The sequence below is a fragment of the Methylophilus sp. OH31 genome, assembly GCF_000576615.1.
In the GTDB taxonomy this organism is placed as follows: domain Bacteria; phylum Pseudomonadota; class Gammaproteobacteria; order Burkholderiales; family Methylophilaceae; genus Methylophilus.
In genome coordinates this window covers 138,215-159,430 of sequence record NZ_BAUS01000007.1, presented here as the reverse complement: position 1 = coordinate 159,430, position 21,216 = coordinate 138,215, and the positions used below count along the sequence as shown (strand labels likewise).

The window sequence follows — 21,216 nt, the reverse complement described above, 5'->3', positions numbered from 1 at the left end:
AATGACTCGTTGGCTTGCTTTAAATATTGAATGATAACAATTATCATTCAATATTTAAAGCAGAATAAAACATATTGGTGCAAATTTTACGCAGATATTTTCTGCTTCAAGCTAGGTGCCACAATCACCTCGCCCGCCTCGGTCACGGCGCTGGCCAATCTGACCTCATACAAAGCCTCAAGCAATGGCAGAGTGACATGTAGCGTTTGATAGTCGCCCACCATGGCGCCATGTTTAATAAAGATCAGGCGCTCAAAGCCTTGCAGCGCTTGATTAATATCGTGCAGGATGGCCAAAATGGCGTGACCACGTTTGGAGGCGAAGGTATAAATCGCTTCCATTAAGCTAAACTGCAAACCCGGATCCAACGCGGCTAACGGCTCATCCACCAGCAACAAGCCCTGTTCAACGTCCCACAACTGGGCAAACACCCGGGCCATTTGCACGCGCGCTTTTTCACCACCGGATAAGGTATCAAAGCGGCGGTCAAGCAGATGTAGCGCACAGGCCTGTTCGGCCGCCTGCTGCACAATGCTGCTTAACTGCGGGTCATAAGTGCGTGCCACACGACCGAGGCCAATAACCAAATCAACCGGCAAACCAAAGGCGACCTCATGCGACTGCGGCAAAATGGCCCGGCGACGGCTGAGCTCTGCCAGTGACCAGTCATGCAGGGACCGTTGTTCAAACTGTGCCTGCCCGCTGGCAGGCGTTAATTCACGCGCCAGCAGCTTGAGCAAGGTAGACTTACCCGCGCCACTGGGGCCTAAAATGGCAACTTGCTCTCCCGGCTGAATAGACAGGGTGAACGGGCCAAATTGACGTTTACCAAGCGCGACGGTGACCTGGTTAAATGACAGCAACGCGGTTGCAGACGTGTGCAAATGTGACATGCCTAACTCCCTCTACGCATTCTGGCCAACAGGATGAGGAAAAAAGGCGCGCCTAGCAATGCGGTAAAAATACCGACCGGGATTTCAGCCGGAATGGCCACGGTTCTGGCAGCAGTATCCGCCAGCAGCAGCAAAATGGCGCCGACCAACATGGCCAGTGGTGCCAGGCGGCGCTGGTCTGGCCCAACCAGCAAACGCACTATGTGCGGCGCGACCAGGCCGATAAAGCCAATCATGCCGCACCATGCCACCGCGAATCCACACAAGACGGCCACCAGCATGATGACACGCACCCGTAACGCGCGCACATTAACGCCCACATGCGCGGCTGCGGCCTCACCCAGTGCCAATGCATTCATCGTATGCGTCAAGCGACGCAATGCCCAGAAAGCCAATATCAGCGCAAGCAGCAATGCCGTGGTTAATGCCCAGTTTGCACCAGCCAGTGAGCCCAGTGTCCAGAAAGTCAAACTGCGCAATTGCTCGTCTGTGGCCAGATAGGTGCATAAGCCGATCACTGCTGCCGCCAGGGCGTTCAGTGCAATGCCGGTCAATAACAATCCGGCGATCGAATCTGCTGTTAGCCAGCGTGCCACGCTATCTAAAATAAAACAGACGGCGACTGCGCCAGCAAAAGCCGTTGCCGGTAGCAACCAGTAACGCAAGGCAACCGGGACTTCAATGCCACTGCCAGCCAATAGCACAATGGTCAGTGCGGCAGCACAGGCGGCACCGCTAGTCACACCCAGCAAGCCCGGATCAGCCAGCGGATTACGAAACAAGCCCTGCGTGAGCGCGCCAGATAATGCCAAGGCCGCGCCTATCATCACGGCAAACAAGATGCGTGGTAGCCGTAAATGCCACAAGACATAAGCCCCGCCTGACAGCGGCTCATCGTCGCCTTGCAATATCGCCAACCAATCACTCCAGGTGATGGTGACTGCGCCCATGGTAGCAGCCGCCCATACGCCCAATATCAATAGCAGCGTGAGCAACCATGCCGGCCGCTGTGTGAGCTGTTGAGAGAAAAACAAACGTGATTTGACCATACGGGATGGCGGTGAAATTGAAAGTGTCATAGTGATTGGTCATGCCTGTCACATGCATGACTTTCCTTGTGGAGAGCTAGGCTTGCATGGCTTTGGTGAGCACTTGATCCAATGCCGAAACGGCTTGCGGCAAGCGTGGGCCAAAGCCCAACATAAACATGGCTTCCAGTGCGACCACGCGACGTTTTTGACCGGCGGCTGTCTGAGCCAGACCGGGTAACTTCAAGACCCCATCCACGCCGCCGACCACACTCATGCCCTGCTCTGTCAGCAAGATGATATCCGGCTGGGCGGCAATGACCGCCTCTGGTGTTAATGGCTTAAAACCCTCGAAGCCTTCGATGGCATTACGCGCACCGACATAGGCAATCATGGCATCCGCACTGCTGCCTTTACCACCCACCATCACCTGCCCTGGGCTATGCGATAAGATAAACAACACGCGAGGGGCTGGTGTTTTGCGCGCGATGATAGGCGCACGTGCGCGCTGCCAATCCTGTTTTAACTGGTTTTCGAGCTGGCTGGCTTGCGCACCACGGTCAATCAATGCACCTACGCGCTGGATGCGTTCAACCACGCCCTCGAATCTATCATTGGCAGACAACACGGTCACCGGCACGCCTGCCGTACCAATCTGCCTTAACACGGTTGGCGGCCCGGCATCTTCACTGGCCAATACCAGCGTCGGACTCAAAGCCAAAATGCCTTCGCTGGACAATGCCCTGGCGTAACCTACGCTAGGCAGCTTGGTCGCCGCCTGCGGATACAGCGAGGTCGTATCTACCCCTACCAGCTCTTTTTCGGCACCCAAGGCATAAATGATTTCAGTCAGCCCGCCACCCACACTGACAATGCGGCGGGCGGCTTTTTTGCCAGGCTCATTCGCGAATGCAAGCTGCGGCAAAGCAATCGTTGCCATCATCGCGCCCAGCTGAGTTAAAAAGTGACGGCGAGGCAGCGGTTTGACAGTTTGTTCTAAGTCATCAAGAGTCAACATACAGATTAAGCCTTTGGTAAACGATCGATCAGTGCTGCCCAGGCGCCAGCCTCAGGCTTGCCAGCCACACGATCAGCAGCAAACAATGCAATTAAGGCGCCAGACTGGTCCAATAAAGTAAGCGCGGAGAACATGCCTTGCACACCGGACTGAACCACCACCCACGCAGACGCAATATGATCTTCGCGCAAATGCAAGTTGAAGCCAGGATCCAGTACATTCAGCCATGGCCCCATGACGACAACTTTATCTACGGCACCTTGATGCGCCTGCGTGACTCCAGCATTACCCACCAGGATGCATACTGAAACAGCTTCAGTCGCCGCATTTTCAAGCAATGTTCTGGCTGCATTGACGGACACAGCTTGCACCGACTCAGCGCGCATTTGCTGCAAATAAGACAGCGCACCGCCCTGGCTTTGCGCCAGCAGCGTATGTAGATCACGAGCATCATTCACCACATCCCAGGCAGTCAGAAACGCAGGGAAATCCGCCCCCACTCCAGCGACTGGCAGTGACTGCACAGTAATTCCAGGCTGCTGATTTGCATCGGCATAGTGATCAACGAGCGCCAGATAAGCAGACAAATCGCTGTGCGGCCGTAAAAACACTTTATGCACCGCAGTACCTGTCGCATCATAAAACTGCAGGCTACGTTGCACGCCTTTTTCACCAGACTCCTCTACCGCAAACCCATGCTGCCACTGCGCAAAATGGCAATGCAAATCAATATGCAAGCCACACACACTGGCGCCAGTCACCGCAGCGTAGCGGCCTTCTTTCTCATGCACACAGGAGGCATTCCGTGTGAGCGCCATCACCTCACCCAAAGATTCCAGTGCCGTCAGCACCTCAGCCCAACGCGGTTGTAACCGTGTTGCCCGCATCAAAGTGGTAGCTTCCGCGCCAATATGTGCGGCAATCAACTCCCCTTCAGAAATATGCAAGTTTTCCGCAATCTCACGATGACGCGCGAGACCAGCCTTCCGTGCCAGTGCAAACTGTTCGCGAATAGCGGCTAAAGGGTCATTCGTTAACGGCAAATTCATGATCAGGCCAATTGATCCATCTTTTGCTGTGTGGCCTTGTCCGGAGACGCGTGGCCCTGATCATTGCGGTGCGTGACTTGCGTCAAGTCCTTGCCATTCAAATGATAGGCTTTGGCAAACCCGGACACATAGCTGCCATGCGCAGGCGTTAATTCAATCAGGTGAAAGTCAGTCAGCTTGCTGATCACATCCATAAACTTGCCAAATTTGTCAAAGAACAAGCCCATGACGAGGTCGAATTTGGCATCATCTCTGGCCACTTCTTGAGCAGCGCATTGAAATACCAGACGTTTTCTGGCGAACAAATGCGCCGCTTCTTTTTCTGCCTCAATAAACATCATGGAGCAACGGCCGGTGTCGCGCAGGTTGGCACAATGCGTCGCCAATTCACTCACGTAGACATAGAATTTATGCTCATGTGCTACATAGGCAGCATAACTGGCCTCTGGCAAGCCTTGTGCGTTGGTCGTGGCCAGCTGGATTGATTGAAACTGGCCCTGAAATGCCGCGGCTTCCGCGCCTATGGCTTGCAACTTTTCGGTATCGCTCATCTACTTCTTCTCCTTAGATTCATGAAACAAGGCATTGCTAATTTTTGCTTGCACAATGCTTGCTGAAAATACGCTTCTTCAACATGCGCTGATTTGGGCTATGGTCGCCATCTCATCCATGAATGAGTGACATATCAATTAATGATATTCTATATGATAATCATTCTTATTCACAACAAAGAATTAATGAATCATGCATACAGCGCAAACGAGGGTAAGAAAAAAAGAAAAGATGCTCACTATCAGCGCTAGCGACCTGATGTGAAATATGAAGCACTAGCCACTAGCAGGCGGGCGCCTGATCATTAAAGCGCATGCAGAATGGCCACCCGGAAGCGAGCATAGGTCGCTCACCAAGAGGTGGTTAGCGACGTGAAAACAGCGGGTATATCCAGTAGAAAAACACCGCGACCAGCACAGGAATCGCGATAGCTGCATTAGCCAGGTATTCACGCGCATCATCGACGACCAGGGCGAAGATCAAGCCAGCCATTGAGACCACAGCGATCAGCAACGGCCAGAAAAAGATTTGCGAAAGTTGTTTATTCGGCATAAATAGATGTGTCACCATTATTCACCTCACTTGTAGGTTAAGCGCATTTGCAATGCCTAGCCCACAGTCATCCTGTGTTTAATAGGCCTCACTCAGCGTAATTCTCGAACGGATATCCGGCACATACTGATGCCGCTTTTTCCACCACAGCATCAAACCGGTCCACAACACAATAATCGTGATCACATCCAGCACGGCCCATAACCACTTCAAGGTCATGCCGCCGTAATCGCCAAAATGCAGCGGCTGCGACACCAGCAAAGCCACCAGGTACCACGGCAAGTCACGACTATCGGTCAAGGTTGCCGTACGCGCATCCACCAGCACAGGCTTAAACAAACGCTTGGTGATAGGGGAATCGCCACGCATGAAAATACCGTAATGATGCGGGCTGGCATAGGCGGTACCGGGGAAGGCAATAAAGCCCAATTGCATGTCTGGCTCGGTTTGTTGCGCCACTTGTACAGATGCCTGCAATGACGCAAAGCGATCAGGTGGCGGCAAGTTTTTATAAGGCGCAATCATTTGTGACATCTGGTCAAACTGCCAGTACTTAATCAGCAAGTCTGACCAGGCATTAATCACGCCGGTGGCAGCGACCACCAAGGCCCAACTTAGAATGACTATCCCGAGGAAATTATGTACATCCAGCCGCTTGAGCTTTTTGCCACGCTGGCGGCGAATCTCACCAAATGCCAGCTTGCGCATAAACGGCGCATACAGCACGACGCCAGAGATAATCGCCACCAATAGCAAAAAGCCCATCAAACCTAGAAACAGCATGCCAGGCAGGCCAGCGAACAAGTCGACATGCAACTTGAACATGACGTACATAAAGCCCTCTTCCACTAGCGGCTCGCCAAGCACTTGCGCGGTACGTGCATCCAGCACCACCTGCTTGAAACCACTTTCGGCTGTCGCAGTTTTGGCCATGCTGATGACCCATTGCAACGGCTCATCCTCTTCACGGTACATATACAAAGGCACCATACCTGGCTGCTTGGTTTTGGCCGATGCGAGCAAGGCATCCATACTGGCCAGCGGCCCCTGATGTGCAATCTGTGGTGTTTCGATATGATTGCCCAGCCAGTCACCAATCTCGTGGTGGAAGATCAATGGCAGGCCGGTCAGGCACAGCAATAACATAAAGACCGTGCAGACCAGGCTGGACCATTTATGCACCCACGCCCAGGTACGGATAGAGGACTGCGTCGACATAGAAATACTCAGTTTGCTGGCTTATGGTTGCGGCTGGCTGACAAAACCCACTTTTTTCATGCCTGCCGTTTGTGCCTTTGCCAGCACCTCAGCCAACACTTGATAGCGTGTGTTTTTATCAGCGCGAATCTGCAATTCCGGCTGTTGTTGCTTGGCCGCTGCATCTGTCATACGTGCAGATAAGTCAGCGACTGACACTTCGCTGTCATTCCAGAAAATTTTGCCATCCACATCAACTGCCAGGTCAATCACTTCCGGTTTTTCTTCCAGCGGTTGCGAGGTCGCTTGCGGCAAATCAATTTTGACCGCATGCGTCAGCAATGGCGCAGTAATAATAAAAATCACCAACAGCACCAGCATCACATCCACCAACGGCGTGGTGTTGATTTCACTCATAGGTTGAGTGTGTTCACCGGCGCTAAATGGATTTTGCCCCATCATACATTGCCACCTTTGTTCGCTACTTTGGCATGCAGTTCAGTCACATTTGCTGGTTTGCCGCCTGCCTTAATCACTAATGGCGCACCAGTCGTCAGCAAGGTATGCAAGTCTTGCGCAAAACTCTCCAGCTCGGCCATGATGCCGCGATTAGCCTTGATAAACGCGTTATAAGCCAGCACAGCAGGAATCGCCACCGCCAGACCAATCGCCGTCATGATCAACGCTTCACCCACCGGACCGGCCACTTTATCAATGGTGGCGACGCCAGATTGACCGATCGCCGTCAAGGCGTGGTAAATCCCCCACACCGTACCAAACAAGCCGACAAACGGCGCCACGCTGCCAACAGAAGCCAACACTGACAGGCCACTCTCTAATGCCGCTTGTTCTTGCGACAGAGTGCGACGCAATTGGCGCGCAATAAACTCATCCTGGCTGCAAGCCGCACCCAATGACTGGCTGGCATACTGCTGGTGATGCTGGGTAGATTCGGCTGCCGTCACTGCCAGGCGAAACGCCGGCGATTGCAACTGCGGCTCTTGCAAGGCTTCTTGCAAGGTTGCCTTACGCCAGAATTGACGCACATAAGCAGACACATCGCGCTTGCGCTTGAATACTTGCCAGGTTTTAACCAGAATAAAATACCAGCTCAGCACCGACATTGTCAGTAAAATCAGTGCCACTAAAACCGACACCACACCGCCTTCGGTGATAAAAGCCAAACCACTTGTTGATTGCATCAAAAATTCCCTTTCACTTGAAACTTAACTTATTCTCGAAACTTGCTTAATTCTGCGTCAGCGAGAATGACAATGGTACATTGACATAAGCACTCAATGCTTTGCCACCCTTGCGTGCTGGCTCAAAACGCCATTGCTTGACCGCGGCAACTGCCGCCTTGTCCAGGCGCTCGAAACCACTGCTACTAATCACGTCTACCGACTCCGGGCGACCTTCAACAGACACCAGCACCTTCATCAGCACTTTACCCTCTTCACCAGCACGGTGGGAGAGTCTAGGATATTCAGGTCTCGGATTATTCAGGTAGGCCACACCAAATTTCGGCGGCTCTTCTTTTTCTTCAACCACCTCCTGCTTGGGAGGTGCAGAGGCAACGGGCGCGGGCTTGCTTGGCGCGGCGGCCGCTGGCGCTTCTAACGGTGGTGCGGATGCCTGCGTGCTGGCCTCAAAACGCGGCTGGTCAGGCGCAGCTTCCACAATACGTTCGACCACGGGCACCGGGCGCTCAATCGGCTTCACCGGTGTATCTTTAGGCTTGATGACCGGTTTCACCACCGGTTGCTGCTTGATGATAGGCACCACTTCCGGCGCAGGCGCCTCTTCTTTCTTAGCCGGCAATGTAATCAGGGAAACCGTCATTGGCTCTGGCTTAGGCTCAATGATGATAGGCTCCTGCTGTAACATCAGGGAGGCGATGACTGCGGCATGCAAGGCAACCACCAGTAGCATGCCCAAACCATGCCAGTCCTGGCGCTTATCGCGTTGTAGCCAATCTTCGGTGGCCAGCACAGACCAGCGGAAAATTCCGGCCAACTCACCTAGTTGCCGACGATGCAGGCTAAACTCAGGCAGTTGAGACGCTGACGCGCGCGCGGGCTTCAATGACAGCCCCTGCAAAGACTCACGTTGCATCATTCGCACACTCCTCCGGCAAAACCACAAAAGGCAACGCTAGGTTGCCAATATTACATACACATTTCACGCCAAAACCTCAATTAATCTTGCTGCACCAATACCGATGTTTTCATCGCATGACACTTGGTCAACAGTAATTTATTTTGCTTGGTACGGGTCAACTGATAAGTCTCACCACCATGCACAATCGCCAACATACCGACATCGCCCAACAATTGACTCGCCTCAATAGTCGGCATGCGACGCAGAGAAACACTGGCCGCATTTTGCGCTTCACCCAGGGGTAATTGCAAGTGGCGCGATGATTGCAAGCGGCTAGTCATGCATTAACATCCAGTCTAAAAAAAGGCCGACTTATATGCAAAAGCATCGCGGCATAGGATTTCAAGGAACACCCTTACCAGGGATAGGTTGGCGCATAACATCACGCCGAATTTGAGCAATGACATGTTGGGGTTAGGAGCACTGCTCAAATGCTTTACCGGCCAAACCTGATCAGTGTCTGGCCAGCGAAAAATTAAACGCGGTTAGAGTAATACTCAACCACTTGTTGCACATCCACCGGGAACGGCACATCTTCAATAGATGGCAAATGCCCGATTTTTGCAGTTGCAGATCCCGCTTCTACCGACAACCACTCAGGAATCGTCAGGCTTGGGGTTGCCAATGCATCGACCACCATCGGGATCTTGCGGCTTTTCTCTTTCACAGCTACGACATCACCGACTTGCAAGCGAATAGACGCAATGTTGGCCGATTTACCATTGAGCAACACATGACCATGGTTCACCAGTTGGCGTGCGGCAATCCCTGTCGGCGCAAAACCAGCCCTGAACACCACGTTATCCAAACGACGCTCCAGCAGAGACATCAATTTTTCGCCCGTTGGCTCGCTGCCTTTACGGGCTTCGAGGATCAAGCGACGCATTTGCTTTTCGCTCACGCCATAGTTAAAACGAATCTTCTGCTTTTCTACCAGCTTGACTGCAAAGTCAGAACGACGGCGGCGTGACGCCTGCTGCCCATGCTGACCTGGTGGATTAGGACGATTTTCAATCGACTTACGTGACAATCCGGGCAGTTCAACGCCCAATGCGCGCATAATCTTCAGTCTGGGTCCTGTGGTTCTTGCCATGAATCTATAGCCTTTCTTGATTTATCTTTATTACTATTCGGTAAATTTGCCGTCAGCAGCCTGTTATTGCAGCGTGGCCGACTGCTCGACAAAATCAGTCACCGCCTGCTGCAGCGCGAACTCCTGATGCGCCTGCAACAACGCTTGCCAATCCTGCAGCAATTGCTTGGCCGCGGATTGAATCAAACCACTTTCCGCATACTCAGGGGCTGTCAGCGTCTGCGCTAAACTACACCCCAGCAAAGCCAGATCCTCAGAAGGATTCACGGCATAACGCGTGGCGACACAACTCAGCGAGACCAACACCGCACTGGCCGTTGGCAAATCCGGATCAAACAAATGACTGGCTGGCGCTGCGTAATTAACTTGCATTGCAATGACTTTCATTTAATCGTTTATGCAAATGATAATGTTTCTCATTTATGATGTCAACTATTGTTTGCAATCTGCAGCAAAGCCAAGCCGACAATTAGGCATACACCCAACACGCCGGTGATATCGCCCTTTTCGTTTGATCGACAATCTTGACCAAATTAGTAAAGCAAGCTAATGTATAGGGTTCAACATTTATTAGCCGAAAAATCAAGGTTTTATGGACGCTTCAGCCCACTCCGCGACAGACACCCACGCCAAATCCATGACAGGTGCGGACATCGTTGTCTCCTGCCTGAATGAAGAGAAAGTCAAATTTGTATTTGGCTATCCAGGTGGCGCGGTCTTGCACATTTACGACGCACTCTATAAACAGAATGGTTTCAAGCACATTCTGGTGCGCCATGAGCAGGCAGCCGTCCATGCGGCTGACGCTTATTCACGCGCCACTGGCGACGTCGGCGTTGCACTGGTCACCAGCGGCCCGGGCGCAACCAATGCCGTCACCGGCATTGCCACCGCGTATATGGATTCGATTCCACTGGTTGTGATCAGTGGCCAGGTACCCGTGCCCGCTATCGGCATGGATGCTTTTCAGGAGGTCGACATGGTGGGTGCAACGCGCCCCTGTGTAAAACACAACTTTTTGGTGAAGCACGTCAAAGATATCGCGCCAACGATTAAAAAAGCGTTTTACATTGCCAAAACTGGCCGTCCAGGCCCGGTCGTGGTGGATATTCCTAAGGATATCACTGCCCACGTGGCTGATTTTATCTACCCAAAAACGGTAGAAATGCGCTCTTACAACCCAATTTTAAAAGGCCATAGCGGCCAGATCAAAAAAGCAGTCAAATTGCTGCTGGGTGCCAAACGTCCGATGATTTACACCGGCGGCGGCTTGGTATTGGGTAACGGCGCAGCTGAGCTGGTCAAGCTGGCCAGAGCGCTCAACTTCCCAGTCACCAACACCTTGATGGGTTTAGGCGGCTATCCGGCGACAGACAGGCAGTTTGTTGGCATGCTGGGCATGCACGGCACCTATGAAGCCAATATGTCCATGCAGCACTGTGATGTGTTGCTGGCTGTTGGCGCGCGCTTTGATGACCGCGTGATCGGCAACCCGAAACACTTCAGCAGCCAGAAGCGCACCATCATTCATATTGACGTTGACCCATCCAGCATTTCCAAACGCGTGAAAGTGGATGTGCCTATCGTCGGTGATGTGCAGTCTGTCCTGTCCGATATGAATGAAATCCTGGCCCAGGAAGAAAACCAGACCACGGATACCGCTGACTGGTGGACACAGATTAACGAATGGCGCGGCGTGCAATCGCTGGATTACGCTTACTCTGATACTGTGATCAAACCACAGTACGTGGTGCAGAAACTATGGGAAGTGACCAAAGGCGAAGCCTATGTGACTTCTGACGTCGGCCAGCACCAGATGTGGGCAGCGCAATACTATAAATTTGACAAGCCACGCCGCTGGATTAACTCCGGCGGCCTGGGCACTATGGGCGTGGGCTTGCCATACGCCATGGGCTGTCAGTTTGCCGATAAAAACGCGCAAGTGGCCTGTATCACCGGTGAAGGCAGTATCCAGATGAATATCCAGGAACTGTCGACCTGTGCTCAATATGGCCTGCCGATCAAGGTGATTCTGCTCAATAACCGCTACCTGGGCATGGTGCGTCAGTGGCAAGAGTTCTTCTACGAGAACCGCTACTCCGAGTCTTATATGGACAGCCTGCCGGACTTCGTCAAACTGGCGGAATCTTATGGCCACGTTGGCATGCAGATTACTAATCCGGCCGACGTAGAAGGTGCGCTCAAAGAAGCGTTTGATAAAAAAGACAAGTTTGTATTTATGAACTTTTTAACCGACCAAACCGAAAATGTCTTCCCTATGGTTGAAAACGGCAAGGGCTTATCCGAAATGGTGTTAAGCCCACGCACGGCCAGCCGCCTGAAAGGGGAAGAATAATGCGTCATATCATTTCACTGCTGATGGAAAACGAAGCAGGCGCTCTGTCACGCGTGGCAGGCCTGTTTTCCGCACGCGGTTACAACATTGAATCACTCACGGTGGCGGTCACTGAAGACCCCACCCTGTCACGCATGACCATTGTGACGACAGGCTCTGATGATGTGATTGAACAAATTATCAAGCAACTCAACAAGTTGATTGACGTGGTCAAAGTGCTGGACCTCAACGATGGCAAGCACATTGAGCGCGAACTGATGCTGGTCAAGGTCAAAGCCACCGGCGTCCATAAAGACGAAATGAAGCGCATGTGCGACATTTTCCGCGGCCGTATTATCGATGTGGCCGACAATAGTTACACCATTGAGCTTACCGGCTCTTGCAGCAAACTGGATGCGTTTATTGAAGCCATCGACCGCAGTGCGATTCTGGAAACCGTGCGTACCGGCGCGTCCGGCATTGGTCGCGGCGACCGCATCCTTAAAGTTTAATCGAGACAGTATTTCTACACTATTACCTAAGCATTTGTATTGAAAGGCAAAAGCAGACATGAACGTTTATTACGACAAAGACGCCGACTTAAGCATCATTAAAGGCAAAAAAGTGACTATCGTGGGCTACGGCTCCCAAGGCCACGCGCACGCAGCTAACCTGCGCGACAGCGGCGTCAACGTCACCATCGGTTTGCGTAAAGGCGGCGGCTCATGGGCTAAAGCTGAAGGCGCTGGCCACACCACACTCGAAATCGCTGCAGCAGTGAAAGAAGCTGATGTGGTGATGGTATTGCTGCCAGACGAAACCATGGCAGAAATTTTCCACGCTGAAATCGCCCCTAACCTGAAAAAAGGCGCAGCATTGGCATTCGCCCACGGCTTTAACATTCACTACAACCAAATCGTGCCACGCGCCGATCTGGACGTGATCATGATCGCCCCTAAAGGCCCAGGCCACACTGTACGTTCCGAATACCTCAAAGGCGGCGGCGTACCTTCACTGATCGCGGTTTACCAAAACACTTCTGGCAAAGCCAAAGACATCGCTTTGTCATACGCTGCAGCTAACGGCGGCACCAAAGGTGGCGTGATCGAGACTGACTTCCGTGAAGAAACAGAAACTGACTTGTTCGGCGAACAAGCCGTGCTGTGTGGTGGCGCGGTTGAGCTGGTTAAAGCCGGTTTCGAAACATTGGTTGAAGCTGGTTATGCGCCAGAAATGGCCTACTTCGAGTGCTTGCACGAGTTGAAACTGATTGTTGACCTGATGTACGAAGGCGGCATCGCCAACATGAACTACTCCATCTCCAACAACGCGGAGTATGGTGAGTACGTGACTGGCCCACAAGTGATCAACAGCCAGTCTAAAGATGCAATGCGTCAATGCCTGGCTAACATCCAGAACGGCAACTACGCTAAACAGTTCATCCTGGAAGGCCGCACTAACTATCCAGAAATGACTGCACGCCGTCGTTTGAACGCTGCTCATCCAATCGAGCAAGTCGGTAACAAACTGCGCGCCATGATGCCTTGGATTGCGAAAAACAAACTGGTTGATCAATCCAAGAACTAATTTTGGAATTTAACCAAGCCGAAAACTGTTTAATTTAACAGTCATAGGCAAAAAGCACAGGCCGATATATCGCCTGTGCTTTTTTATTTGTAGAATCACGAATAAATACAAGATGAAAAACCAGCTCTTGCAACAAACAAGAACTGCTCAATAAGGGATAGAAGTGAAACTCGCCATTCTGCTGCAATACATCGCCCCCAAACAATTACTCACCGCTGCCGCCGGCAAACTGGCGCACTGGCAAGCAGGTGGCCTGACCACGGCCTTTATCGGCTGGTTTGTGCGCAAATACCATGTCAATATGGAAGAAGCACTCAATGGTGATATTACCAGCTACGCCTCATTTAACCTGTTCTTTACCCGCCCATTAAAACCAGGTGCCCGCCCGTTGGCAGACAATGCTTTTGTGTGCCCGGTAGATGGCGCTATCAGCCAATTTGGCAAGGTTGAGCAAGGCCAGATATTCCAGGCCAAAGGTCACCATTACACTGCACAAGCGTTAGTCGGCGGTAATGCTAATTTAGCGGCGAATTTTGATAGCGGCAGTTTTGCCTGCCTGTATTTAAGCCCGAAAGACTATCACCGCATCCATATGCCATGTGATGGCAAACTGCTGCAGATGACTTATGTACCTGGCGATTTATTCTCGGTGAATCCACTGACTGCGGCCAATGTGCCCGGCCTGTTTGCGCGTAATGAGCGCGTGGTGTGTACATTTGAATCCGCCCAGCATGGCAAGTTTGTATTGGTGCTGGTCGGCGCCACCATTGTCGGCAGCATGGCCACCGTCTGGCACGATGCCAAAGACCGCATTATCAACCCGCCACGCCCTGGCAAAGTGGTGCATTGGGATTACAAAGACCGCAATATCACCTTAAAACAAGGTGAAGAAATGGGCCGCTTCCTGCTGGGCTCTACGGTAGTGATGCTGTTTGAAAAAGACGTGCTCACCTTTAATGCAAGTTGGCACCCAGGCAAACCGATACGCCTGGGCGAAGCAATGGGCAAATAATTTCCCTTAGAAACATACAAAAAAGCGGAGTTTAAACTCCGCTTTTTTTATTACCCATTAAGACTTTTGCTGACTACCTCAAATACATCACCGGACAGATTAGGCGTGGCCAATACGGCTTCCAGCGCCGCTTTCATTTGCGCCTGCAACGCTGGCGTATAGCGCTTCCACTCGCGCAATGGCGTCACCATGCGCGCCGCAATTTGCGGGTTAATGGTATTCAGCTCGATAATCGCATCGCGTAAGAAAGCATAACCTTTGCCGCTAGGGTCATGGAACTTGACCGGGTTATTAATCGCAAACGCGGTATACAGTGAGCGTACGCGATTCGGATTCTTGATATTAAAATCCGGGTGCTTGCGCAACATGGCCAGGTCATCAAAAATCGCCTCGCGATTAGCCAAGGCTTGCAATGAGAACCACTTATCCACCACCAGCGGATAAGCTTCAAATTCCTGGTAGAAATCCGAGAATGCTTCCGCGCGTTGCGGCTGCGTGCTGTCGCTCAGGCAAGCCAGTGCGGCGACACGGTCTGTCATATTATCAGCGGCGTCATAGTGCGCCTTGGCGCGTGCAGCGCAGCCCGTGCCGTTGGTCACAGTGAGAATTTCCAGCACGGCACTTTGCAAGGCACGGCGGCCCATGGCTTCAGGCGTTACCGAGAATGTGCCGGGGTTGCTGTTCGCGTCGTATAGCGCCGCTAACGTATCTTTATGGGCACGCTTAATCTGCGTCAGGATGCTGGTGCGCGCGGCATCAATTGCCGCCGGGTCGACCACGGGCAGATACTGCCCAATCACGCCTATCATCGGCAAACTCAGCGCGCGTGCTAGCAAGGCTTTATCGCCCTGCCCATTTAAACCCTGCTCAATCAAGCGGCCAAAATCGGCCACAAACTGGCCAATATCAGCTTGCGGGTCTGCCATCACACGCTGAATAGTACGCAAGGCCAATGTTTGACCCGCCTCCCATTTGTTAAAACCGTCAGTGTCATGCACTTGCAGCAAGCGCAGGTCATCATCACTTAAATCCGTTTCCAGTTTCACCGGCGCCGAGAAGCCGCGCAAAATGGAAGGTACCGGCTTGGCGGCAATCCCTTCGAAAGTGAATGATTGTTCACGTGCCGTCATTTCCAGTACTTGTGTCGACAGAATCTCTTTACCCGAGGCATCCAGCAAGCCAACCGCAATCGGGATATGCAAAGGCTGTTTATCGCTCTGCCCTGGGGTATCCAGCTGAGATTGTTTGAACGTCAGTGTATAGGTCTTCTGCGCCGCATCATAATGGCTGCTGGCTTGCAGTGTTGGTGTGCCGGCCTGTTTATACCAGCGGAAGAACTGCGATAAATCGCGACCAGACGCATCCGCCATACATTGCACGAAATCATCACAGGTCACGGCGTGACCGTCATAGCGGTCAAAATACAAATCCGTCGCTTTGCGGAACGTCTCCGCGCCCTGCAAAGTATGCTGCATGCGAATCAGCTCAGCGCCTTTTTCGTAAATGGTTTTGGTGTAAAAGTTGCTGATTTCAATAAACTGGTCCGGCTGTACCGAGTGCGCCAATGGACTACCATCTTCAGCGAACTGCAAGCGGCGCAAGCCGTTGACATCATCAATACGCTGCACCGCACGCGAATTCAGGTCAGCACTGAACTCCTGGTCACGGAACACGGTAAAACCTTCTTTGAGTGACAGTTGGAACCAGTCGCGGCAAGTCACACGATTACCGGTCCAGTTGTGGAAATACTCGTGCCCAATCACGCCTTCCACACTCATAAAATCGCTGTCGGTCGCGGTTTCCTGATGCGCCAGCACCAGCGCCGTATTGAAAATATTGAGCGAGGTGTTTTCCATCGCGCCCATATTAAAATCGCTCACCGCGACAATATTGAACAAGTCGAGCTGATACTCGCGGCCATATACTTCCTCATCCCACTGCATCGACTTTTTCAGTGATTCCATCGCGTGGTCGCACTGCTTCTCATCGCCAGCGCGCACATAAATATGCAAATCCACCTTGCGGCCAGATAGGGTCGTAAACGTATCCACCACGCGTTCCAGATCGCCCGCCACCAGCGCAAACAAATAACAAGGTTTAGGGAAAGGGTCATGCCAAACGCGGAAATGACGGCCATCCGGCAAACCGCCCTCTTCCTGCAAATTACCATTTGAGAGCAACACCGGATACAACTTGGCATCCGCCTCAATACGCACGGTGAACACACTCAGCACATCAGGGCGATCTTGATAGTACGTAATCCGCCTGAAGCCTTCCGCCTCGCATTGCGTGCAATAGTTGCCCTGTGACTGATACAAACCTTCCAACGCCGTATTCGCCGCCGGGTCAATCTCGCTGACGATGGTTAACGTGAATTCATTACCTGGATTCACTATCGTCATTTGCCCATCAGCGACGACATAGCCATCAAATGGCTGACCATCAATCGCAACTGAAAGGATGATCTGATCTTCCCCATCCAGCACCAGATCATTCGACACACCCGCTGAGTTTTTCACATACTTCACTTCAGACGTGACAATGGTTTTACCAGGCAACAGGTTAAAATTCAAATTCACCTGCGCAGCATTATACGGTGCAGGTGTGTAGTCTTTGAGGTAAATGGTTTTGGGTGCAACAGCGTTTTCGGTTCGCATGGGGTTACCTGATGTTTATAGTTTAAGTAGGGATTATATTTGAGAGTTGCAGTTGCGGAATTGGTTTAATCACATGGTTAGCAAAATGTTTTTACAGCACAAATTAACATATGTTATGGTTAAATCGCCTAATGATTGACTAATTATTTATTGTAATTACAATAATATGAAATTCAGTTTCACTCAACTCAAGAACTTATCAAATATCCAAAAGCACGGCATCTCGCTGGAAGATGCCAGATTACTTAATTGGAATTTGCTGTTATTTCTTGAAGATGAACGACAAGACTACGGCGAAGTTCGCTTAATCGGCTATGCACCACTAGGGAATCGTCTGTATTGCATCGTTTATACAGAACGTAATGAAGTGATCCATGTGATTAGTTTGCGAAAAGCAAATACACGCGAGGTAACAAGATATGTCCAAGCACGCCCAAACATTGAAGATTAAAAACCTGGAGCTTGAACTACCAGATGACGCTGAAGAAGCTCGCATCAACGCTGGTATCGCAGCTGACCCAGACACGTTTGAAGTGAGTGATGCGCAATTCAAACGAATGCGCGGCAGGCCACTTGGCAGTAACAAAACGCTTGTGCATATTAGGCTGGATAATGAAGTCGTAGAAAAGTTTAAAGCAACAGGTTCAGGCTGGCAGACTCGGATTAATGAAGCCTTGAAGAAAATCAATCCTATCTAACTTTTGCTCTGACCCCAGCTCTTCTGCAGTTGCTGGCACAGTGATGCGGGAGTTATTGATCATGAAAACCGTAAAGTACTTATTCGCGTTTTTGTCGAAATGCTCCCATACCGAAAATACATCTCCAGATACAGGCCAACAATACTCAAGCCATCCAGCGTTAAATCAGTTTTATTCAGATTATTCATTACACTAACTTCAGAAACTTGGTTTGGTAGCAGTAAAACTCCTACTACCTCTTAGCTACGGGAAATATCCTTAGTTCTGGTATGTGACACCGCTTTTAATATGCCAATACCTGTGAGTATCACTGAAGCAATCACAATGTACAAATGCGGCACCCCCGCTTCAACCAACGCCCATGCAATCCCGCCAATCAGAATAGCGAACCCGATAAGATACAGAACGAACGATGACATACAGCCTCCTCATTTAATTTAAATTTTTAGTAGTTAAATGATAGTTTCTGAGAAAGATAGTGGTATCAGACAGTTGCTGAAAACAGTGTAGGAAAAGTGGAAATTTGAAATACTATCAAGAGCCAGCTTGTTAGAGAACTTTGTATCCATTACTGAATGTGTGCAACTGATCCTATTGATCTTAATGTGTTTATTTGAATACTATTAAGCTACAGATTGAATTTGTTAACGAGAACTTATAAATTGTCTATTTTAAGAAAAATAAGAGAATCATTTAACCTTAGCCAAGAACGGCTGGGTGAAGAAGTTAATATTGATCTTAAAAATATTGAAAAGTGGGAAAAATCCCCTAAGAAGATTACGAATAATGACTTGAGCAGCCTCGCTTATTATTTCGGTTTATCTTCTGAAGCTTTAAAAGAAGCAATCATCGGCAACAAAGCAGACCTAAGTACCAACAAGTATCATTATACTTTCTCTGATAAAAGCTCCTTAGATGGTTGGTGGGGACACATCGGTATCGGCGTGATTAACCAAACTAAAACTCAATGGTTTCCAATTACCTTAAATACAGCTGACCGAGTATCAAGCATATTAGCGAGTTACGAATCTAAAGGTGAGTGGGTCGTGCTAGACACTCTAAACAATAGAACTTTAGTATTTGAGCCATCTCGTCTAAAGCATATATGGCTTTTAGATGAGAGCGCAGAACCTCCTAATAGTGACTGGTATGTACCTGACTACTTTGGCAAACCTGGTGAGTTTTACAAAGCATTAGAAGCATTCTGCACACAGAAAGATGGAATTGATTTGTATGAAAATGAAGAGGTATCAGATTACTCTAAGAAAGATATAGACAATTTCACCGAAGTACACGATTTAGACCACGAATTAGTGAGAGACTTACTGACACAAACACATATCCACGATATAAGTGGCAATGTTCAATCTCACCTTATTGAAGCAGACAAGCTTGCTCATTTCTTATTTCATATACAACTCGAAACCGCAGCAATCTTAGATTTTAGTAGTAATGAAGAAGGCTATGATTTGTATATTCCATCAAAAAATATTTCACTAATCGATATGCCAAAGCGATTCGTAGATAAGAGCTTTAGGGAAATATATGAGGACTGAAGCTATAAATACTTTGACTGAATATTTAAAATTAGTCAGTGAAGTAAGATTAGAACACAAAGACAGAGACAATCAAGTAAAGCAAGACTCTGAACCACTTTATCGCGGGCAAAGCCAAGATTTCCCGTTACTGCCAAAAATTGCAAGGAATAATAAATCGTCCCAAGTCTTGGAAAAAGAATCTTTCATGTTGACCGAGCTGAAAATTAGAGGACACAGACATAAAGATATTTCACAACTGGATGTATGGGGCCTACTTACCTTAGCGCAGCACTATGGACTTGCTACAAGATTACTTGACTGGACTAGCAACCCATTGGTTGCAATTTGGTTTGCTTGTTACGAGAATAATCCTCAAAATAAACCTCATGTTTACATTTTGCTTCCGCACTGGGGAATAGACCATTTGGACAGAGAGTCAATTCGCAACACTAAGGATCATATCCAAATATCTATACTAAGAACTCGCTTGGAGGACTCAAGAGTAATAGCTCAAGATGGATGGCTTACAGTACATTCACCATCCAGAAAACATGGAAAATTTATACCTTTAGGTGAACAAGAGCATCACGCGGAGGGTATGGTGAAAGTCAAAGTGAATCCAGAAAGCAGGAAAGAAATTCTAAAAGATTTGGACACGCTTGGTATAAGTTATCAAACCATATTTCCTGACATGGAAGGCTTGTGCAAATACATAAATTGGAAAGCAGAAGAAATTTAGCTAGTCAGATTATGGATAATATAAAACCGCCCTATGAGGGCGGTTTTATATTATGTGATATCTAAATTGTACTAAGCTTTCTTCACAAACTCCGACTTTAACTTCATTGCACCAAAGCCATCAATCTTGCAGTCGATATCATGGTCACCATCGACTAGGCGAATGTTTTTCACTTTAGTGCCGACCTTCACCACTGACGAAGAGCCTTTGACTTTAAGGTCTTTAATCACGGTGATGGTGTCGCCATCTTGCAGCACGTTACCGTTGGCATCACGCACGACTTTCACTTCGTCTGAATCTGAGACTGCAACCTTACTCCATTCATTTGCGCATTCTGGGCAGATGTAGTTATCACCGTCTTCATAGGTATATTCGGATTGGCATTGTGGGCAGGCTGGTAATGTAGACATTGGGGCTTTCTTGGTGCAAACAATAAAACCATATATTTTACAGGGTTATTATTGAATACCCTAGTTCGCTTGTCGCGCAAAGAGATTTCGCAATATCAGATATAAAAAAACCGCCTCATTGGGCGGCATTTAAACCTGATCGTAAATGCTTGAACGGTGACCGATTTTAATCACCAACACCACTAACCTATCGTCGTGAATCTCATAGACGATGCGGTAGAGCCCTTGCCTGACACGGTAGCAATCATGCCCCGTGAGTTTGATGCAGCCATCTGCACGAGGATCTTCTACCAAGGCGTTAATGCGGCTGAGTATACGTGCCACATCCGGCTTGGGGATGGCACGCAGGTCTTTGGCAACCGAGGCTTTAAAACTAATATTATATTTTGCCATCTTGCTTTAAAGCATTGAGCATCGCTTCGTAGCTTATCTCTGGCTCGTTCGCGCGCTGATTGATGGCATCCAGATCCTCTTGGTCTTCACGCATTAACAGTCTCACAGCTTCATCTACCAGTTCAGAAAGTGAGCTGTGATTGGTGGCTGCTTTTAAGCGCAAAGCTTGATGAATGGCTGGATCAAAATAGACGGTTGAACGTTTGGACAATTCGGCCATTTGAGTTCTCCTGTGAATGAATTTTCAGACATTATAGCACTATGACGTTATAACGCCATTTAAGCGTAGACGTAAAAAAACCGCT

26 protein-coding genes are annotated in these 21,216 nt (G+C 49.8%); 8 read left to right on the top strand and 18 right to left on the bottom strand.

Translation table 11 applies throughout. The features are described from left to right. Window positions 1-86: 86 nt before the first annotated feature. The 13 genes from OH31_RS10020 to OH31_RS09955 form a co-directional block, all read right to left on the bottom strand. The gene (locus OH31_RS10020) at window positions 87-893 is read right to left on the bottom strand and encodes an ATP-binding cassette domain-containing protein (RefSeq protein WP_024930611.1); all 807 of its coding nucleotides are present in this window, start codon (window positions 891-893) and stop codon (window positions 87-89) included. A 2-nt stretch (window positions 894-895) separates the two neighbouring features. Further along, entirely contained in the window at window positions 896-1,972 is a 1,077-nt protein-coding gene (locus tag OH31_RS10015; RefSeq protein ID WP_024930610.1) for an iron ABC transporter permease, read from the bottom strand. A 46-nt stretch (window positions 1,973-2,018) separates the two neighbouring features. Next, a complete protein-coding gene (locus OH31_RS10010; protein ID WP_024930609.1) occupies window positions 2,019-2,939 on the bottom strand; it encodes a hemin ABC transporter substrate-binding protein in 921 nt (306 codons plus the stop codon). A 5-nt stretch (window positions 2,940-2,944) separates the two neighbouring features. Further along, complete coding sequence (locus tag OH31_RS10005) at window positions 2,945-3,988, bottom strand: hemin-degrading factor (RefSeq protein WP_024930608.1); 1,044 nt, start codon at window positions 3,986-3,988, stop codon at window positions 2,945-2,947. A 2-nt stretch (window positions 3,989-3,990) separates the two neighbouring features. After that, the gene (locus OH31_RS10000; protein ID WP_024930607.1) at window positions 3,991-4,539 is read right to left on the bottom strand and encodes a HugZ family protein; all 549 of its coding nucleotides are present in this window, start codon (window positions 4,537-4,539) and stop codon (window positions 3,991-3,993) included. 364 nt (window positions 4,540-4,903) lie between these two features. Beyond that, on the bottom strand, window positions 4,904-5,110 hold the full coding sequence (locus tag OH31_RS09990) for a hypothetical protein (protein ID WP_019883428.1): 207 nt from the start codon (window positions 5,108-5,110) through the stop codon (window positions 4,904-4,906). A 60-nt stretch (window positions 5,111-5,170) separates the two neighbouring features. Continuing rightward, a complete protein-coding gene (locus OH31_RS09985) occupies window positions 5,171-6,310 on the bottom strand; it encodes a PepSY domain-containing protein (protein ID WP_024930606.1) in 1,140 nt (379 codons plus the stop codon). A gap of 21 nt (window positions 6,311-6,331) precedes the next feature. Next, window positions 6,332-6,751: a biopolymer transporter ExbD gene (locus OH31_RS09980; protein ID WP_024930605.1), complete on the bottom strand. Its 420-nt coding sequence runs from the start codon at window positions 6,749-6,751 to the stop codon at window positions 6,332-6,334. Further along, window positions 6,748-7,491 carry a MotA/TolQ/ExbB proton channel family protein gene (locus OH31_RS09975; protein ID WP_019883434.1) on the bottom strand — a complete coding sequence of 248 codons (744 nt, stop codon included), beginning with the start codon at window positions 7,489-7,491 and terminating at the stop codon, window positions 6,748-6,750. Before OH31_RS09975 ends, OH31_RS09980 begins: the two co-directional genes overlap by 4 nt. A gap of 46 nt (window positions 7,492-7,537) precedes the next feature. After that, window positions 7,538-8,407, bottom strand: coding sequence for an energy transducer TonB (locus OH31_RS09970; RefSeq protein WP_024930604.1), 870 nt, complete (start codon window positions 8,405-8,407; stop codon window positions 7,538-7,540). A gap of 80 nt (window positions 8,408-8,487) precedes the next feature. Continuing rightward, complete coding sequence (hemP, locus tag OH31_RS09965; RefSeq protein ID WP_024930603.1) at window positions 8,488-8,730, bottom strand: hemin uptake protein HemP; 243 nt, start codon at window positions 8,728-8,730, stop codon at window positions 8,488-8,490. Between the two features lie 194 nt (window positions 8,731-8,924). Next, the gene (gene rpsD / locus OH31_RS09960) at window positions 8,925-9,542 is read right to left on the bottom strand and encodes a 30S ribosomal protein S4 (protein WP_024930602.1); all 618 of its coding nucleotides are present in this window, start codon (window positions 9,540-9,542) and stop codon (window positions 8,925-8,927) included. A gap of 63 nt (window positions 9,543-9,605) precedes the next feature. Continuing rightward, window positions 9,606-9,929: a hypothetical protein gene (locus OH31_RS09955; protein WP_019883438.1), complete on the bottom strand. Its 324-nt coding sequence runs from the start codon at window positions 9,927-9,929 to the stop codon at window positions 9,606-9,608. A gap of 205 nt (window positions 9,930-10,134) precedes the next feature. Between OH31_RS09955 and ilvB the strand changes: the two genes are divergently transcribed. The 4 genes from ilvB to asd all read left to right on the top strand — a co-directional run bounded on the left by ilvB (window position 10,135) and on the right by asd (window position 14,476). Then, on the top strand, window positions 10,135-11,898 hold the full coding sequence (gene ilvB, locus OH31_RS09950) for a biosynthetic-type acetolactate synthase large subunit (protein ID WP_024930601.1): 1,764 nt from the start codon (window positions 10,135-10,137) through the stop codon (window positions 11,896-11,898). After that, window positions 11,898-12,389 (top strand): acetolactate synthase small subunit, encoded by a 492-nt coding sequence (gene ilvN, locus OH31_RS09945; protein ID WP_018987330.1) that lies wholly within the window; start codon window positions 11,898-11,900, stop codon window positions 12,387-12,389. The genes ilvB and ilvN overlap by 1 nt, the downstream gene beginning before the upstream one ends. A gap of 58 nt (window positions 12,390-12,447) precedes the next feature. Then, window positions 12,448-13,464: a ketol-acid reductoisomerase gene (ilvC, locus tag OH31_RS09940; RefSeq protein ID WP_019883440.1), complete on the top strand. Its 1,017-nt coding sequence runs from the start codon at window positions 12,448-12,450 to the stop codon at window positions 13,462-13,464. Between the two features lie 163 nt (window positions 13,465-13,627). Further along, window positions 13,628-14,476 (top strand): archaetidylserine decarboxylase, encoded by an 849-nt coding sequence (asd, locus tag OH31_RS09935; protein ID WP_024930600.1) that lies wholly within the window; start codon window positions 13,628-13,630, stop codon window positions 14,474-14,476. 50 nt (window positions 14,477-14,526) lie between these two features. Here the strand turns inward: asd and pepN are convergent, their stop codons facing one another. Beyond that, window positions 14,527-17,133 (bottom strand): aminopeptidase N, encoded by a 2,607-nt coding sequence (gene pepN, locus OH31_RS09930; RefSeq protein WP_024930599.1) that lies wholly within the window; start codon window positions 17,131-17,133, stop codon window positions 14,527-14,529. A 166-nt stretch (window positions 17,134-17,299) separates the two neighbouring features. Between pepN and OH31_RS14810 the strand changes: the two genes are divergently transcribed. Then, window positions 17,300-17,584 carry a BrnT family toxin gene (locus OH31_RS14810; RefSeq protein WP_081755149.1) on the top strand — a complete coding sequence of 95 codons (285 nt, stop codon included), beginning with the start codon at window positions 17,300-17,302 and terminating at the stop codon, window positions 17,582-17,584. Beyond that, window positions 17,574-17,831: a BrnA antitoxin family protein gene (locus tag OH31_RS09925; protein WP_024930598.1), complete on the top strand. Its 258-nt coding sequence runs from the start codon at window positions 17,574-17,576 to the stop codon at window positions 17,829-17,831. The genes OH31_RS14810 and OH31_RS09925 overlap by 11 nt, the downstream gene beginning before the upstream one ends. Window positions 17,832-18,070: 239 nt before the next feature. Here the strand turns inward: OH31_RS09925 and OH31_RS09920 are convergent, their stop codons facing one another. Next, window positions 18,071-18,250: a hypothetical protein gene (locus OH31_RS09920; RefSeq protein ID WP_019883446.1), complete on the bottom strand. Its 180-nt coding sequence runs from the start codon at window positions 18,248-18,250 to the stop codon at window positions 18,071-18,073. A 243-nt stretch (window positions 18,251-18,493) separates the two neighbouring features. On the opposite strand from OH31_RS09920, the gene OH31_RS09915 reads away from it, so the two are divergent. Together OH31_RS09915 and OH31_RS09910 are read left to right on the top strand one after the other, a co-directional pair. Next, window positions 18,494-19,387, top strand: a complete 894-nt coding sequence (locus OH31_RS09915; RefSeq protein ID WP_024930597.1) for a helix-turn-helix transcriptional regulator — start codon at window positions 18,494-18,496, stop codon at window positions 19,385-19,387. Then, window positions 19,377-20,108, top strand: coding sequence for an FRG domain-containing protein (locus OH31_RS09910; RefSeq protein ID WP_024930596.1), 732 nt, complete (start codon window positions 19,377-19,379; stop codon window positions 20,106-20,108). Before OH31_RS09915 ends, OH31_RS09910 begins: the two co-directional genes overlap by 11 nt. 71 nt (window positions 20,109-20,179) lie before the next feature. Here OH31_RS09910 and OH31_RS09905 read toward each other — a convergent pair whose 3' ends face one another. The 3 genes from OH31_RS09905 to OH31_RS09895 all read right to left on the bottom strand — a co-directional run bounded on the left by OH31_RS09905 (window position 20,180) and on the right by OH31_RS09895 (window position 21,131). Beyond that, window positions 20,180-20,518: a zinc ribbon domain-containing protein YjdM gene (locus OH31_RS09905; RefSeq protein ID WP_024930595.1), complete on the bottom strand. Its 339-nt coding sequence runs from the start codon at window positions 20,516-20,518 to the stop codon at window positions 20,180-20,182. 129 nt (window positions 20,519-20,647) lie between these two features. Next, window positions 20,648-20,911 carry a type II toxin-antitoxin system RelE/ParE family toxin gene (locus tag OH31_RS09900; protein ID WP_024930594.1) on the bottom strand — a complete coding sequence of 88 codons (264 nt, stop codon included), beginning with the start codon at window positions 20,909-20,911 and terminating at the stop codon, window positions 20,648-20,650. Further along, a complete protein-coding gene (locus OH31_RS09895) occupies window positions 20,898-21,131 on the bottom strand; it encodes a hypothetical protein (RefSeq protein ID WP_024930593.1) in 234 nt (77 codons plus the stop codon). The genes OH31_RS09900 and OH31_RS09895 overlap by 14 nt, the downstream gene beginning before the upstream one ends. Between the last annotated feature and the right edge of the window lie 85 nt (window positions 21,132-21,216).

What these genes read in the sequence shown, in the direction of transcription:
- OH31_RS09980 (WP_024930605.1), bottom strand. Translation starts at nt 6,751, where the DNA reads ATGATGGGGCAAAATCCATTTAGCGCCGGTGAACACACTCAACCTATG.
- OH31_RS09920 (WP_019883446.1), bottom strand. Translation starts at nt 18,250, where the DNA reads ATGTCATCGTTCGTTCTGTATCTTATCGGGTTCGCTATTCTGATTGGC.
- ilvC (WP_019883440.1), top strand. Translation starts at nt 12,448, where the DNA reads ATGAACGTTTATTACGACAAAGACGCCGACTTAAGCATCATTAAAGGC.
- OH31_RS09975 (WP_019883434.1), bottom strand. Translation starts at nt 7,491, where the DNA reads ATGCAATCAACAAGTGGTTTGGCTTTTATCACCGAAGGCGGTGTGGTG.
- OH31_RS09910 (WP_024930596.1), top strand. Translation starts at nt 19,377, where the DNA reads ATGAGGACTGAAGCTATAAATACTTTGACTGAATATTTAAAATTAGTC.
- OH31_RS09895 (WP_024930593.1), bottom strand. Translation starts at nt 21,131, where the DNA reads ATGGCCGAATTGTCCAAACGTTCAACCGTCTATTTTGATCCAGCCATT.
- OH31_RS09970 (WP_024930604.1), bottom strand. Translation starts at nt 8,407, where the DNA reads ATGATGCAACGTGAGTCTTTGCAGGGGCTGTCATTGAAGCCCGCGCGC.
- pepN (WP_024930599.1), bottom strand. Translation starts at nt 17,133, where the DNA reads ATGCGAACCGAAAACGCTGTTGCACCCAAAACCATTTACCTCAAAGAC.
- OH31_RS14810 (WP_081755149.1), top strand. Translation starts at nt 17,300, where the DNA reads ATGAAATTCAGTTTCACTCAACTCAAGAACTTATCAAATATCCAAAAG.
- OH31_RS10000 (WP_024930607.1), bottom strand. Translation starts at nt 4,539, where the DNA reads ATGAGCGATACCGAAAAGTTGCAAGCCATAGGCGCGGAAGCCGCGGCA.
- OH31_RS09905 (WP_024930595.1), bottom strand. Translation starts at nt 20,518, where the DNA reads ATGTCTACATTACCAGCCTGCCCACAATGCCAATCCGAATATACCTAT.
- OH31_RS10020 (WP_024930611.1), bottom strand. Translation starts at nt 893, where the DNA reads ATGTCACATTTGCACACGTCTGCAACCGCGTTGCTGTCATTTAACCAG.
- OH31_RS09990 (WP_019883428.1), bottom strand. Translation starts at nt 5,110, where the DNA reads ATGGTGACACATCTATTTATGCCGAATAAACAACTTTCGCAAATCTTT.
- OH31_RS09985 (WP_024930606.1), bottom strand. Translation starts at nt 6,310, where the DNA reads ATGTCGACGCAGTCCTCTATCCGTACCTGGGCGTGGGTGCATAAATGG.
- OH31_RS10005 (WP_024930608.1), bottom strand. Translation starts at nt 3,988, where the DNA reads ATGAATTTGCCGTTAACGAATGACCCTTTAGCCGCTATTCGCGAACAG.
- OH31_RS10015 (WP_024930610.1), bottom strand. Translation starts at nt 1,972, where the DNA reads ATGACACTTTCAATTTCACCGCCATCCCGTATGGTCAAATCACGTTTG.
- OH31_RS10010 (WP_024930609.1), bottom strand. Translation starts at nt 2,939, where the DNA reads ATGTTGACTCTTGATGACTTAGAACAAACTGTCAAACCGCTGCCTCGC.
- rpsD (WP_024930602.1), bottom strand. Translation starts at nt 9,542, where the DNA reads ATGGCAAGAACCACAGGACCCAGACTGAAGATTATGCGCGCATTGGGC.
- ilvN (WP_018987330.1), top strand. Translation starts at nt 11,898, where the DNA reads ATGCGTCATATCATTTCACTGCTGATGGAAAACGAAGCAGGCGCTCTG.
- hemP (WP_024930603.1), bottom strand. Translation starts at nt 8,730, where the DNA reads ATGACTAGCCGCTTGCAATCATCGCGCCACTTGCAATTACCCCTGGGT.
- OH31_RS09955 (WP_019883438.1), bottom strand. Translation starts at nt 9,929, where the DNA reads ATGAAAGTCATTGCAATGCAAGTTAATTACGCAGCGCCAGCCAGTCAT.
- OH31_RS09900 (WP_024930594.1), bottom strand. Translation starts at nt 20,911, where the DNA reads ATGGCAAAATATAATATTAGTTTTAAAGCCTCGGTTGCCAAAGACCTG.
- ilvB (WP_024930601.1), top strand. Translation starts at nt 10,135, where the DNA reads ATGGACGCTTCAGCCCACTCCGCGACAGACACCCACGCCAAATCCATG.